The 13,272-nt window shown below is 72.6% G+C and carries 11 protein-coding genes; 4 read left to right on the top strand and 7 right to left on the bottom strand.

Going from position 1 to position 13,272, the window contains the following annotated elements:
• Positions 1 to 96: 96 nt before the first annotated feature.
• Positions 97 to 1,530 carry a type I glutamate--ammonia ligase gene (glnA, locus tag AOM03_RS03380; protein WP_062378302.1) on the bottom strand — a complete coding sequence of 478 codons (1,434 nt, stop codon included), beginning with the start codon at positions 1,528 to 1,530 and terminating at the stop codon, positions 97 to 99.
• Between the two features lie 225 nt (positions 1,531 to 1,755).
• Here glnA and AOM03_RS03375 point away from each other — a divergent pair, with 225 nt between their 5' ends.
• Both AOM03_RS03375 and AOM03_RS03370 read left to right on the top strand, forming a co-directional pair.
• Positions 1,756 to 2,172 carry an RDD family protein gene (locus AOM03_RS03375; protein ID WP_062378300.1) on the top strand — a complete coding sequence of 139 codons (417 nt, stop codon included), beginning with the start codon at positions 1,756 to 1,758 and terminating at the stop codon, positions 2,170 to 2,172.
• A complete protein-coding gene (locus AOM03_RS03370) occupies positions 2,169 to 2,630 on the top strand; it encodes an HAD-IA family hydrolase (protein WP_062378298.1) in 462 nt (153 codons plus the stop codon). The genes AOM03_RS03375 and AOM03_RS03370 overlap by 4 nt, the downstream gene beginning before the upstream one ends.
• A 125-nt stretch (positions 2,631 to 2,755) precedes the next feature.
• Here AOM03_RS03370 and AOM03_RS03365 read toward each other — a convergent pair whose 3' ends face one another.
• The 3 genes from AOM03_RS03365 to lipB form a co-directional block, all read right to left on the bottom strand.
• Positions 2,756 to 3,457 carry a DUF4191 domain-containing protein gene (locus AOM03_RS03365; protein WP_062378296.1) on the bottom strand — a complete coding sequence of 234 codons (702 nt, stop codon included), beginning with the start codon at positions 3,455 to 3,457 and terminating at the stop codon, positions 2,756 to 2,758.
• Positions 3,458 to 3,519: 62 nt separating this feature from the next.
• A complete protein-coding gene (gene lipA / locus AOM03_RS03360; RefSeq protein ID WP_082092057.1) occupies positions 3,520 to 4,578 on the bottom strand; it encodes a lipoyl synthase in 1,059 nt (352 codons plus the stop codon).
• A complete protein-coding gene (gene lipB, locus AOM03_RS03355) occupies positions 4,575 to 5,282 on the bottom strand; it encodes a lipoyl(octanoyl) transferase LipB (RefSeq protein WP_062378294.1) in 708 nt (235 codons plus the stop codon). Before lipB ends, lipA begins: the two co-directional genes overlap by 4 nt.
• Positions 5,283 to 5,383: 101 nt before the next feature.
• On the opposite strand from lipB, the gene AOM03_RS03350 reads away from it, so the two are divergent.
• Together AOM03_RS03350 and AOM03_RS03345 are read left to right on the top strand one after the other, a co-directional pair.
• Positions 5,384 to 7,573 (top strand): MMPL family transporter, encoded by a 2,190-nt coding sequence (locus AOM03_RS03350; RefSeq protein ID WP_062378291.1) that lies wholly within the window; start codon positions 5,384 to 5,386, stop codon positions 7,571 to 7,573.
• Positions 7,574 to 7,652: 79 nt separating this feature from the next.
• Entirely contained in the window at positions 7,653 to 9,131 is a 1,479-nt protein-coding gene (locus AOM03_RS03345; RefSeq protein WP_062378289.1) for a serine/threonine-protein kinase, read from the top strand.
• Positions 9,132 to 9,158: 27 nt separating this feature from the next.
• Here the strand turns inward: AOM03_RS03345 and AOM03_RS03340 are convergent, their stop codons facing one another.
• Genes AOM03_RS03340 through lpdA form a run of 3 tightly spaced genes read right to left on the bottom strand, consistent with a single transcriptional unit; the run spans position 9,159 to position 13,233 of the window.
• Positions 9,159 to 10,046 carry a TIGR01777 family oxidoreductase gene (locus AOM03_RS03340; protein WP_062378287.1) on the bottom strand — a complete coding sequence of 296 codons (888 nt, stop codon included), beginning with the start codon at positions 10,044 to 10,046 and terminating at the stop codon, positions 9,159 to 9,161.
• A gap of 6 nt (positions 10,047 to 10,052) precedes the next feature.
• Positions 10,053 to 11,825, bottom strand: a complete 1,773-nt coding sequence (gene sucB, locus AOM03_RS03335) for a 2-oxoglutarate dehydrogenase, E2 component, dihydrolipoamide succinyltransferase (protein ID WP_062378285.1) — start codon at positions 11,823 to 11,825, stop codon at positions 10,053 to 10,055.
• Positions 11,826 to 11,847: 22 nt separating this feature from the next.
• Entirely contained in the window at positions 11,848 to 13,233 is a 1,386-nt protein-coding gene (gene lpdA, locus AOM03_RS03330; RefSeq protein ID WP_062378283.1) for a dihydrolipoyl dehydrogenase, read from the bottom strand.
• Positions 13,234 to 13,272 lie beyond the last annotated feature (39 nt).

The raw sequence follows: 13,272 nt of genomic DNA, 5'->3' as shown, positions 1-13,272 counted from the left end.
AGGTGGCGGCATCGGTGCGTTTCGGGCGCCTACAACGGCGGAAGGCCCGCCCCGCGCGATGCGGGACGGGCCTTCCGAGCGGCCTGAGAGGCGGACTCAGCAGTCGTAGTAGAGCTCGAACTCGTGCGGGTGGGGACGGAAGCGCAGCGGGTCGATCTCGCTGGTGCGCTTGTAGTCGATCCACTCGGCGATGAGGTCCGGGGTGAACACGTTGCCCTCGGTGAGGAAGTCGTGGTCCTGCTCGAGCGTGTCGAGCACCTCGGGCAGCGACGCGGGCACCTGCGGGATCTGGGCGTGCTCCTCCGGGGGCAGCTCGTACAGGTCCTTGTCCACCGGGGCCGGGGGCTCGATGCGGTTCTTGATGCCGTCGATGCCGGCCATGAGCAGCGCCGCGAACGCGAGGTACGGGTTCGACGACGGGTCGGGGGCGCGGAACTCGATGCGCTTGGCCTTGGGGTTCGAGCCGGTGATGGGCACGCGGATCGCGGCCGAGCGGTTGCGGGCCGAGTACACCAGGTTGACCGGAGCCTCGTAGCCCGGCACCAGGCGGTGGTACGAGTTCACCGTGGGGTTGGTGAACGCGAGCAGCGACGGCGCGTGCTTGAGGATGCCGCCGATGTACCAGCGGGCCATGTCGGACAGGCCGCCGTAGCCGGACTCGTCGTAGAACAGCGGCTCGCCGTTCTTCCAGATCGACTGGTGGACGTGCATGCCGGAGCCGTTGTCGCCGAACAGCGGCTTGGGCATGAAGGTGACGGTCTTGCCGTGCTTCCACGCGACGTTCTTGACGACGTACTTGAACTTCATGATGTCGTCACCCGCGTGCAGCAGAGTGTTGAAGCGGTAGTTGATCTCCTGCTGGCCGGCGGTGCCCACCTCGTGGTGCGCGCGCTCGACGGACAGGCCCACCTGCTCGAGGGTCTGGACGATCTCGTCACGCAGGTCGGCGTACTGGTCGCCGGGGCCCACGGGGAAGTAGCCGCCCTTGTAGCGGGTCTTGTAGCCGCGGTTGGGGGTGCCGTCGGGGTCGGTCTCCTTGCCGGTGTTCCACCAGGCCTCGGCCGAGTCGATGTGGTAGTAGCCCTCGTGCTGGTTCGTGTCGAAGCGCACCGAGTCGAAGATGAAGAACTCCGCCTCGGGGGCGAAGAAGGCGGTGTCGCCGATGCCGGTCGACTTGAGGTACTCGACCGCCTTGGCGGCGACGTTGCGCGGGTCGCGGGAGTACGGCTCGTCGGTGAACGGGTCCACGACCGCGAAGTTGATGACCAGGGTCTTCGCCTTGCGGAACGGGTCGATGTAGGCGGTCTTGATGTCCGGCAGGAGCTTCATGTCGGACTCGTTGATCGCCTGGAAGCCGCGGATCGAGGAGCCGTCGAACATGGCGCCCTCCTCGAAGAAGTCCTCCGTGAACTGCGAGGCGGGAATGTTGAAGTGCTGCATCTGGCCGGGCAGGTCGCAGAAGCGGAGGTCGATGAACTCGACGCCCTCCGACTTCACGTACTCGAGCGCCTCGTTGGCGTCAGTGAACATCCAGTAACTCCTTGAGCGAGATTCGTGCCGGGAGTGGCAGTCCTCACCCTAGGGCCGGGGGGTTGCCTTCGTATGCACGCCATGTTTCCAAGCGGTTAACTGTGGCACTCGGTTCGGGGGTCGTCCCTGGTTGCCGGGGGACGATGCAGGGGCCGGGTCGGGGGACGATGCACGGTCCCGGGTGGCGGTCCGGGGGCCCGGTTCCGCGTCCTTAGGATGGGGCGCATGACCGAGACCGCCGACGCCCGCGCGCACGTGGGACGCCGGCTGGTGGGCATCGGCATCGACTGGGTGCTGTGCCTGCTCATCTCGTCCGCGTTCTTCGTGGACTCGGGCTTCGACCTCGAGGCGGCCACCTGGCCCGAGCGGGTCCTGCTCGCCGGTGCCCCGTTCGCGGCGCTCGGCGTCTGGGCCGTCCAGCACCTGGTGCTGGTCGCCACGCTCGGCGCCACCGCGGGCCACGCCCTGCTGGGCCTGCGCGTGATCTCCGCCGACGGCGCCCCGACCGTCGGCCTGCGGGCCGTCACCCGCACCCTGCTGCTCGCGCTGGTGATCCCGGCCGTCGTGTGGGGCCCCGATGGCCGGGGCCTGCACGACCGCGCCGCCGGCACCCGCATCGTCCTGAGAAAGGGGACCTCATGACCACCCTCGACTGCCACGCCGTCATCTGCGACATGGAGGGCACGCTGCTGACCTTCACCGGCGCCATCCCCGGCGCGGTGGACGCGATCGCCACTATCCCCGCCGGGCGCTGGGGCATCGCGACGACCGCCCCGCACGCCGCGACCCGCCGCCGCGTGGCCGAGGCGGGCTTCCCGGAGCCGCCCGTCGTGGTGGCGTCCGAGGATGTCATCAACACCAAGCCCGACCCGGAGCCGTACGAGACCGCCGCGGACCAGCTGGGGACGCGCGCGGAGGAGTGCGTGGTCTTCGAGGACTCCGTCGTGGGCGTCACCGCGGCCGTGGCGTCCGGCGCGACGGTGGTGATCGTGGGCGGCGTCGACGCACCCGTCACGCGTGGCCTGCGCCGCATCCCCGACTTCACGGGCGTGACCTTCGAGCCCGGCCCGTCGGGCGTGCGCGTGCACCTGCCCGGCTGAGCGGGTTCACCGCCGAATCGACAACCAGCCACCCCTGGCGCGCACCGACCCTGGAAAAGCGACAACCCCCTACCCATTCCGCTGGTGAGCGGAGGAGGGAAGGGGGTTGTCGACGGGGGTGAGGCTCAGCGGCCGCGCATGCCCTTGCGGTCGGGACGCGCGCGCAGCGGGTCGATGCCCTTGGGCATCGGGGGCTTGGTGCCGCCGATCGCCTTGAGGCGCGCCGCGACCGTGGCGCGGTCGTTCTTGTTGAGGGCCTTCTTGTGGCGGCGGATGGCCTTCTGCAGCTTGTTGAGGCGCACCTCGCCCTCGCGCGTGCCCACGTAGATGGGGTGGACGGGGATGCCGGGCACGAGCTTCTCGATGCGGCGCTGGGTGGCCGTCACCTGCTTGCGGGCCGCGGGGCCGCCCTCGACCAGCAGGACGATGCCGCCCTTGCCCACGCCCTGGAAGATCACGGTGCCGGCGCGCGGGTCCATGCTCACGGGGTCCTCGGAGAACTCCCAGCCGTTGCGGATCGCCTGCGCGACCGCGAGCGAGGCACCGGTCTGGCCCTCCATGCGCGCGTAGGCGTTCGACTCGAAGCGGCGGGTGAGGAAGAACAGCGCGCCCAGGATCGCGGTGAGCACGCCGAAGATCGACATGTAGACGATCGCGAACACGCCGCCGATCAGCAGGCCGGCGATCACGAAGGCCGCGATGCCGCCGATGACGATCGCGAGGATGCCGGGCAGCAGCCACTTGTCGTGGGGTGCCGTGACCTTGTAGGCCTGCGCGATGAGCGTGTACCACCGCTGCTTCTTCTGGGGCTGCTTGTCCTTCGCCATAATGCCGAACAGTCTAGTGCGTGGGGGAGTGCCCGGAATGCGGGCGGGGTGTGGCGCTCGCCTCAGCCCGCGGCGGGCGCGGCGACGGGCTCGGGCGCCTCGGCGTCCGCGAGCTCGGGACGCTCGCGCAGCAGCGACGCGGCCTCCTGGCGCGAGTCCGTCTCCTCGCCCAGGTGTGCGAGCGACGCGGGGATCTCGCGGCCCTTGCGGCGCATGGCCTGGCCCCACAGGCGGCCGGCCCGGTACGACGAGCGCACCAGCGGGCCGGACATCACGCCCAGGAACCCGATCTCCTCGGCGGCCTGCGCGAGGTCCACGAACTCCTGCGGCTTGACCCAGCGGTCCACGGGGTGGTGGCGGGGGCTGGGACGCAGGTACTGGGTGATGGTGAGCAGGTCGCAGCCGGCGTCGTGGAGATCGTGCAGCGCCTGGACGCACTCCTCGAACGTCTCGCCCATGCCCAGGATGAGGTTCGACTTGGTCACCAGGCCGTCCTCCTGCGCCGCGGTGAGCACGGACAGGGACCGCTCGTAGCGGAAGGCGGGGCGGATGCGCTTGAACACGCGCGGGACGGTCTCGACGTTGTGGGCGAGGACCTCGGGCCGGGAGGAGAACACCTCCGCGAGCTGGTCGGGGACCGCGTTGAAGTCGGGGATGAGCAGCTCGACGCCCACGCCCGGGTTGAGGTCGTGGATCTGGCGCACGGTCTCCGCGTAGAGCCACGCGCCGCCGTCCTCGAGGTCGTCGCGCGCGACGCCGGTGATGGTCGAGTACTTGAGGCCCATCTGCTGGACCGACTCGGCGACGCGGCGCGGCTCGTCGGCGTCGAAGGCCGCGGGCCTGCCGGTGTCGATCTGGCAGAAGTCGCACCGGCGCGTGCACTGGTCGCCGCCGATGAGGAACGTGGCCTCGCGGTCCTCCCAGCACTCGAAGATGTTGGGACAGCCCGCCTCCTCGCACACCGTGTGCAGGCTGCCGCCCTTGACCAGGCCCTTCATGTCCTTGTACTCGGGGCCCATGACGGCCTTGGTACGGATCCACGCCGGCTTGCGCTCGATCGGAACGGCGGCGTTGCGGGCCTCGACGCGCAGCATCTTGCGGCCCTCGGGGGCGATGGTCACACGGACTCCTTGGTGGGGAGGGGGACGGGGGCCTCGGCGGCCTCGGCGCCGGTGGGCGCCTCGGCCCACTGTACGTCCGCGAGCGCGGATTCCAGGAATCCGGCCAGCCGGTCGCGCACCTCGGCGATCGGGACGGTGCGGCCCAGCTCGGCCGTCAACGACGTGACGTCGGCGTCGGAGATGCCGCACGGGACGATGCGGTCGTACCAGCCCAGGTCGACGTCGCAGTTGAGCGCGAGCCCGTGCATCGTCACGCCCTTGGCGACGCGCACGCCGATGGCGCAGATCTTGCGCTCGCGCCGGTCCGCCGTGGCCGGGAGCCAGACGCCCGAGCGGTCCTCGACGCGCATCGTCTCCAGTCCGAAGGACGCGCAGACGTCCATGACCGCCTGCTCGAGGCGGCGCACGTACCTGACCACGTCGACCGGCTCCGCGAGCCGCACGATGGGGTAGGCGACCAGCTGGCCGGGGCCGTGGAAGGTGATGCGGCCGCCGCGGTCCACGTCGATCACGGGGCTGCCGTCGACCGGGCGGTCCCACGGCGCGGTGCGCTTGCCGGCGGTGAAGACGGGCTCGTGCTCGACCAGCAGGACGGTGGCGGGGCGCTCGCCCGCGACCACCTGGGCGTGGACGGCCCTCTGGCGGTCCCACGCCTCCTGATACGGCACGTGGCGGACGCCCAGGTCGTAGTCGACGAACTCCATCGGCTCAGGCTAGCGCGCCGCTGCGGCGGGGCCGCTTCCCCGTGACCTTCACCACAGGTAGAACACGGAATAGCACCCCTCGCGCGCGCGTTGGACCCGCCATGAACGTGCTGAGGCGTCCCTTCGTCCGCCCCCTGGCGGTCCTCCTTGTCATCGTCGCCTGGCTGGCCGTCGGAGGCGCCGGCGGCCAGACCTTCGGCAAGCTCTCCGAGGTCCAGGAGAACGACGCGGGGGCCTTCCTCCCCTCGAGCGCCGAGTCGACTGAGGCGGGCGAGTGGCATCAGCGGTTCGCCCCCACCGAGTCCGTGCCCGCGCTGCTCGTCGTCGAGGCCGGGCCCCAGGACGTGGCGACCGTGCAGTCCTTCGTCGACGAGGTCCTCGCCGCGCCCATGGAGGGGGACGATGCGGGACGCACCGTGGGCGACGTGACCCTCACCGGGCCGCAGGGCCAGGGCCCGCAGGCGTTCCCGTCGGAGGACGGCGAGGCCGTCCTCGTGTCCTTCTCCGTCGACGCCGAGGTGTTCGAGGAGTCCGCCGGCGAGGACACCGTGGGCCAGCTCTACGTCGACACGCTCCGCGCGGAGTGGGCGGCCGCGGACACCGGGCTCGACGGCTACGTCACCGGGCCGGCCGGACTGGTCGCGGACCTGGTCGAGGCGTTCGCGGGCATCGACGGCATCCTGCTGATCGTGGCCCTCGCGGTCGTGCTGGTCATCCTGCTCATCGTCTACCGCAGCCCCGTGCTGCCGTTCCTGGTGCTCGCCACCGCGATGATCGCCCTCACCGGCGCCATCATCGCCGTCTACGCGCTGGCGAGCGCGGACGTCATCACGCTCAACGGCCAGTCCCAGGGCATCATGTTCATCCTGGTCGTGGGCGCGACCACGGACTACGCGCTGCTGCTGGTCGCGCGCTACCGGGAGGAGCTGCTGCGCATCGAGTCGCCGTACTCGGCGCTGGGGAAGGCCTGGCGCCGGTCGCTCGAGCCCATCGCCGCCTCCGCCGGCACGGTGGTGCTGGGCCTGCTCGTGCTGCTGCTGTCCGACCTCAAGTCCAACTCGTCGCTCGGCCCGGCGGGCGCGATCGGCATCGCCGCCGCCTTCCTCGCCGCCCTCACGCTGCTCCCGGCGCTCCTGCTCCTGGGCGGCAAGCACGCGCGCGGGGTGTTCTGGCCCGCCATGCCGCGCTTCCAGGGGCGCGAGGTGACCGACGTCGAGACCGTCGAGGCGCTCGAGAAGCGCACGGGTGTGTGGGGGCGGTGGTCGCGCGCCGTCGACCGCCGGCCTCGTGTGGTGTGGGCCGCGGCGGTCGTGTTCCTCGCGGTGCTCGCCGCCTTCCTGCCCACGTTCAAGTCCGGGGGCCTGGGCGAGCGCGACGTGTTCATGGGCGAGGTCGAGTCCATCCAGGGCTTCGAGGTGCTCGAGGCGCACTTCGACGCCGGCGCGACGTCGCCCATCCGCGTCATCGCGCCGGAGGCGTCGGCCGACGAGGTGCTCGACGCCGTGTCCGGCATCGACGGCATCACCGAGGCGTACATCCTCACCCCGGCGGTCGCCGCGGGCGCGCCGGCCGGGGCCGTGCCCGAGGACCCGATCGTGATCGACGGGCGTGTCGAGGTCGTGGGCGTCACCCAGGTGTCCGCGTCCTCCGCGGAGGCCACGGACATCGTCCAGGACGTGCGCGACGCCGTGCACGCCGTGGACCCCGAGGTTCTCGTCGGCGGCCAGGCGGCCGAGTCGCTCGACACCCGGCTCACCTCCGAGCGCGACCTGCGCGTCATCATCCCCACGATCCTCGTGGTGATCCTGGTGGTGCTCATCGCGCTACTGCGCTCCGTGCTCGCACCGGTGCTCATCATCCTCGCGAACATCCTCAGCTTCGCGGGCACCATGGGCCTCGCGGCCATCGTGTTCAACACCGTGTTCGACTTCCCGGGCACGGATCCCGCGGTGCCACTGCTCGCGTTCGTGTTCCTCGTGGCCCTCGGCGTCGACTACTCGATCTTCCTCATGTCGAGGGCGCGCGAGGAGTCGCTCCGCCACGGCAGCCGCGAGGGCATCCGGCGCGCGCTCGCCGTGACCGGCGGCGTCATCACGTCGGCGGGCATCGTCCTGGCGGCCACCTTCGCGGCGCTGGGCGTCATCCCGCTGATCTTCCTCGCACAGATCGCGTTCATCGTGTCCGTGGGCGTGCTCATCGACACGTTCGTGGTCCGCTCGCTCCTGGTCCCCGGCCTCATCGGGGACATCGGGCGGCGCGCGTGGTGGCCCAACCGCGGCATCGCCGACTGACCCTGGGGATAACCCGGGCGGGTGAGCCGCCGGGGTCCACCCTGGGAGGGTGACGCTCGCACCCCTTCGCCTCGATCGCGTGGAACGCGTCGTCGGCGCGGGCGCCGCGACCGAGCGCGCGGCCCGGGCGCGCGTGGCCACGCTCGCCAACGTCGCGCATCCCGGGCTCGTCGTGCCGGTCGACGTGGGGCGACGCGGGGACGACGTCGTGGTGGCCTCGCCGCGGATGCGTGCGCCCCGGGTGGACGATGCCGCGGCCGGGTCCCCGCCAAGCCTCGCCGCCTGGGTATGGCTGGTCCAGGGCGTGGCCGAGGCCCTCGCGGCACTGCACGAGGCGGGCCTGTCGCACGGGGACGTGTCCCCGGCCAACGCGCTCGTGGGTTCGCGGCCGCTGCTGGTCGACCTCGTGGGGCCGGCGCTGGGCGGCGAGCGCGGGACGCCGGGCTTCGCGGCGCCGGAGCGGGGGAGCACACCGAGCCCCGCCGACGACGTCCATGCGCTGGGCCGCGTCGCGCTGTCCGTCGCCGGGGACGGGTACCGCGAGGTCGCAGAGGCGTGGATGGCGCCGCTCGTCGCCGCGGACCCCGCCGAGCGGCCCGCCGCGGCGACCGTGGCCAAGGCGATCAGGGACTGCGCGGCTCCGCAGCCGTGGCGGCCGGACGCCGGTTCGGGGCCCGCGGCGGCGGCAGTCGGGGTCGCGGCGCGGGTGCGTGGCCCGCGGGGCGCGCGCACCGAGCGCGATCGCGGGGCCTGGGCGTGGCGGCTGCGTCGGCGGGCCTGGATCATCGCGGCGGGAGTGGTGCTGGCGGGCGGGGCCGGCGTGGGCGCGTGGGCGGGCGGCTGGGCCGTGCCGTCGGCGTGGCCGTGGGCGACGTCGGGCGCGGGAACCGACCCGGCCGCGGGGCCCGAAACGGCCGCGGGACCCGAAACGGGCGCGGGAACCGAAACGGCCGCGGGACCCGAAACGGCCGCGGGACCCGAAACGGCCGCGGGGACAGGGGACATCGATGCGAAGCCCGACGCCGTGCGAGGCACCGTGGCCACCGCGTCCGGGGCCTCCGTCGAGTCGAGCGCCGGCGCCGCGCCCGCCCTGCCCACGGCAGAGCCCGGACCTCCCACCGGCCCCATCGCGACGCCGGCTCAGGCGGCGCGCGCGTTGACGGAGCGGCGAGTCGCCGCGCTGTCCGCCGGCGACGGCGCCGCGCTCGTCGGGCTCACCGCGCCCGGCACGCCCGCGCGCGCCGCAGCCGAGCGCACCGCGACTGCGCTGGCGGAGGGGACGCGGTTCCAGGCACTTGGCGGCCGCGTCCTCGACGCCACCGTGGTGGGCGCGCAGGCCTCGACGCCGGGCGCGCCTGTGGCGGCGCCCGTCACCGGCGCCTCGGTGCGGACCGTGCGGCTCACCGTCGCGTGGACGTCCCACACGGTCGTCGACCCCGACGGCACTCGGCGGGAGGTCGCGGCGTACGAGGAGCGCGCGCTGCTCACCCTCGTGTGGAGCGGCGGCACGCTGGGGGAGTGGAAGGTCGCGGGCGTGGGGAGGTCCCCGGACGAATGACCGTGGAACTCAGTCGGCCCGTAGAACTCAGCCGGCGAAGACCCAGCGCGCGGCGTCCTCCACCGTGCGGTGGCGCCACTCGAATCCGAGGCCCCGGAGCACGGTGGGCGCGCCCCGCTCCGAGCTCAGCAGATCCTCGATCGCCGGCCCGACCGCGATCCGCAGCGCCCAGGCGGGGACGAGGAAGCCCGGTCGCGTGCCCGCCGCATCGGACAGGGCGCGGATGAGGTCGACGTCGCGCGCCGGACGCGGTGCGACGGCGTTCACGATGCCGTCGTGGCGGGCGTCGATGAGCGCCCGCAGCGCCCGGACGTGGTCCTCGAGGGTGATCCACGAATGCCAGGCGCTGCCCGGGCCGAGGGATCGGAGCAGGCCCAGCCGAACCAGGGGAAGGAGGCGGTCGGCGAAGCCGCCGTGCGGAGCGAGCACGAGCCCGGTGCGGACGGTCGCGGTCGGGATGCCGGCGTCGCGCGCGGGCTGGGCCGCGGACTCCCAGTCGCGGACGATGCCCGCGAGCAGGGTGCGGCCCGGGCCGCACGCCTCGGTGAGCACCTCGTCGCCGCGGTCGCCGTAGAAGCCCATCGAGGAGCCCTGGATGAGCACGCCGGCGAAGCCGCCGTGGACCAGGGCGCTCGTGAGCGTCCGCGTGGAGTCGACCCGGGAGGAGCGCGCCACCTCGGCGTACTCGGGGGTGAGCCGACGGTCGCCGATGGACGCGCCCGCCAGGTTGACCACCGCATCGGCCCCGGCCACCACGGCCGTCTCGATGCGTCCGGTCTCGGGGTCCCAGCGCGACTCGTGGGGCCCGACCGGTGAACGCCGCACGAGGGCGACCACATCGTGGCCGCCCTCGTGCAGGGAGTGCTTGAGCGCCGTGCCGATGAGCCCCGAGGACCCCGCGATCACGACGCGCATGATGGGCTAGAGCCCCAGCTCGTCGGCGAAGTCGCCCGCCTCGATGAGCGCGCGCACCGTCTGGAGGAACCGCGCCGCGTCGGCGCCGTCCACGATCCGGTGGTCGTAGCTCAGGGGCAGGTAGACCATCGGGCGGATCGAGATGACGTCCTCGCCGTTCGGGCCCTTGACCACGACGGGGCGCTTGATGATCGCGCACGTCGCGAGGATGCCCACCTGCGGCGACGGGACGATCGGCGTGTCGTGGAGCGTCCCGCCCGACCCGGTGTTGGTCACGGAGAACGTGCCGCCCGAGATCTCGTCCGAGGACAGGCCGCCGTCGCGGGCCCGCTGGGCGAGGTCCGTGATGGCCGCGGCGTGCTCGGCGACGGTCTTGTGCTCGGCGTCCTTGAGCGTCGGGAGCATGAGGCCCTTGGGCGTGTCCACCGCGAGCGACAGGTTGACGCTCGGGTGATAGACGATGCTCGCGCCGTCGACCGAGGCGTTGAGGAACGCGTGCTCCTGCAGCGCGACCGCGACCGCCCGCGTGAAGAACGGCAGGAAGGTCAGCTTGACGCCGTGCTTGTCCTGGAACGCGTCCTTCGACTTCGCGCGCAGCGCCCAGATCTTCGAGCAGTCCACCTCGACCACGGAGGTCAGCTGCGCCATGCCGTGCAGCGACTCCATCATCTTCTCGGACGTGATCTTGCGGATGCGGCTCATCTTGACCGTCTGGCCGCGCAGCTCGGAGACCTTGGCCTCCGGCTTCTCGGCCGCGGGCGCGGCGGGCTGCTCGGCGGCCTTCGCAGCCTTGGCGGCGGCCTCCGCGGCGGACAGCACGTCCTCCTTGCGGATACGTCCGCCCACGCCCGTGCCGGCGAGCGAGGACAGGTCCACGCCCTTCTCCGCGGCGAGCTTGCGGACGATCGGCGTGACGTAGCCCGAGCCGGTCGACGCGGGGGCCGACGCGCCGACCGCCTCGGCCTGGGGCGCCGACTGTGCGGGGGCGGCCGGAGCGGCCTCCTGCCGGGGCGCGGGCGGGGGCGGCGGGGGCGGCGTCTGCGAGCTGGGCGCCGCGGGAGCCGGAGCCGGGGTCGGCGCGGAATCGGGCTCGGGCTCGGGGGCCGGAGCGGGCGCCTCCTCCTGGGCCGGGGCCGCCTGCGGGGCGGGGGCCGAGCCGGGCTCGCCGATGCGCGCGAGCACGGCGCCCACCTCGGCCTCCTCGTCCTCGGCCACCAGGATCTCCGTGAGCACACCGGCGAACGGCGACGGGATCTCGGTGTCCACCTTGTCGGTGGAAACCTCCAGCAGCGGCTCGTCCGCCTCGACCTCGTCGCCCACGGCCTTGAGCCAGCGGGTGACGGTGCCCTCGGTGACGGACTCGCCCAGGGCGGGCAGGGTCACGTCGCGGCCGCCACCGGACGATGCGGCGGGGGCCGGGGCCTCCTCGGCGGGGGCCTCGGCGGGCGTCTCCGCAGCCGCGGGCTCGGCCGGAGCCTCGTCCGCGGGCGCCTCCTGGGCGGGCTCGGGCTCGGGCTCGGCGGGCGCCGAGCCCTGCTCGGACGGGTCGCCGATGCGCGCGAGCACCGCGCCCACCTGGGCGTCCTCGTCCTCGTCGATGAGGATCTCGAGCAGCGTGCCCTCGAAGGGGGACGGGATCTCGGTGTCCACCTTGTCGGTGGAGACCTCGAGCAGCGGCTCGTCCGCGGCGACCTGGTCGCCGACGGCCTTGAGCCAGCGGGTGACGGTGCCCTCGGTGACCGATTCGCCGAGCGCGGGAAGGGTGACGTCGTTGGCCATGATGGAACTCCCTCGTTCGTTCTCAGTCGTGGGCGTGCAGCGGCTTGCCGGCGAGCGCGAGGTGCGCCTCTCCGAGAGCCTCGTTCTGGGTGGGGTGGGCGTGGATGAGCGGGGCGACGTCCTCGGGGTGGGCGTCCCAGCTCACGATGAGCTGCGCCTCGCCGATCTGCTCCCCGACGCGGGCGCCGAGCATGTGGATGCCGACCACGGGGCCGTCGACCACGCGCACCAGCTTGATGAAGCCCTGCGTGCCCAGGATCTGGCTCTTGCCGTTGCCGCCCAGGTTGTAGTCGAGCGCCTTGACCTTGTCCTCGCCGTACTGCTCCTTGGCCTGCGCCTCGGTGAGGCCCACGGAGCCGAGTTCGGGCTCGCAGTAGGTGACGCGGGGGATGTTCGACTCGACGATCGCCTGCGGCGCGAGGCCCGCGATCTCCTCGGCGACGAAGATTCCCTGCTGGAAGCCGCGGTGCGCCAGCTGGAGCCCGGGGACGATGTCGCCGACCGCGTAGATGTTGCCCACGCCGGTGTGGAGACGGTCGTCGGTGAGGACGAAGCCGCGGTCCACGCGCAGGCCCTGCTCCTCGTAGCCCAGTCCCTGGGTGCGCGGGCCACGGCCCACGGCGACCAGCAGGATGTCGGCCTCGATGGTGCTGCCGTCCTCGAGCGAGACCTTGACGCCCGCCTCGGACTGCTCGACGCCGGAGAAGCGGGCGCCGGTCTTGACGGTGATGCCGCGCTTCTTGAAGGCGCGCTCGAGGCCCTTGCTCAGCGCCTCGTCCTCGTTGGGGGCGAGGCGGGGGAGCGCCTCGACGACCGTGACGTCCGTGCCGAACGACTTCCACACCGAGGCGAACTCGACGCCGATCACGCCGCCGCCCAGCACGACGGCCGACTGCGGCACCCACTCCATGCCCAGCGCCTGGTCCGAGGTGATGACCCGGCCGCCGATCTCGAGGCCGGGCAGCGAGCGCGCGTACGAGCCGGTCGCGAGCACGATGTTCGCACCCGTGTAGCGCTCGCCGTTGACCTCGATGGCGTCGGGTCCCACGAGGCGGCCGGTGCCCTCGATCATGGTGACCTTGCGCGACTTCACGAGGCCCTGCAGGCCGCGGTACAGGCGGTCGATGACGCCCTGCTTGTACTTGTTGACGGCGGGCATGTCGATGCCCTCGAGCGTCGTGTTGACGCCGTACTTGGCGCCCTCGCGGGCGTTGTCCGCGAGCTCCGCGGCGTGGAGCAGGGCCTTCGTGGGGATGCAGCCGTTGTGGAGGCACGTGCCCCCGAGCTTGCTCTCCTCGACGAGGCCCACCGTGAGGCCCAGCTGTGACGCGCGCAGCGCGGTCGCGTAGCCGCCGGAACCGCCTCCGAGGATCAGGACATCAAACGAGCGTGGGGTGGACTCGGTCACTATGAGAACTCCTTGTAGGGAAGCTGGCACGGCCCATCT

Origin of the sequence: Demequina pelophila (assembly GCF_000971175.1) — a bacterium.
Lineage (GTDB): Bacteria > Actinomycetota > Actinomycetes > Actinomycetales > Demequinaceae > Demequina > Demequina pelophila.
This window is presented reverse-complemented; position numbering and strand designations above follow the sequence as displayed.

Excerpts from the sequence above, each read along its gene's own strand:
- glnA (WP_062378302.1), bottom strand. The coding sequence starts at position 1,530 with ATGTTCACTGACGCCAACGAGGCGCTCGAGTACGTGAAGTCGGAGGGC.
- AOM03_RS03375 (WP_062378300.1), top strand. The coding sequence starts at position 1,756 with ATGACCGAGACCGCCGACGCCCGCGCGCACGTGGGACGCCGGCTGGTG.
- AOM03_RS03370 (WP_062378298.1), top strand. The coding sequence starts at position 2,169 with ATGACCACCCTCGACTGCCACGCCGTCATCTGCGACATGGAGGGCACG.
- AOM03_RS03365 (WP_062378296.1), bottom strand. The coding sequence starts at position 3,457 with ATGGCGAAGGACAAGCAGCCCCAGAAGAAGCAGCGGTGGTACACGCTC.
- lipB (WP_062378294.1), bottom strand. The coding sequence starts at position 5,282 with ATGGAGTTCGTCGACTACGACCTGGGCGTCCGCCACGTGCCGTATCAG.
- AOM03_RS03350 (WP_062378291.1), top strand. The coding sequence starts at position 5,384 with ATGAACGTGCTGAGGCGTCCCTTCGTCCGCCCCCTGGCGGTCCTCCTT.
- AOM03_RS03340 (WP_062378287.1), bottom strand. The coding sequence starts at position 10,046 with ATGCGCGTCGTGATCGCGGGGTCCTCGGGGCTCATCGGCACGGCGCTC.
- sucB (WP_062378285.1), bottom strand. The coding sequence starts at position 11,825 with ATGGCCAACGACGTCACCCTTCCCGCGCTCGGCGAATCGGTCACCGAG.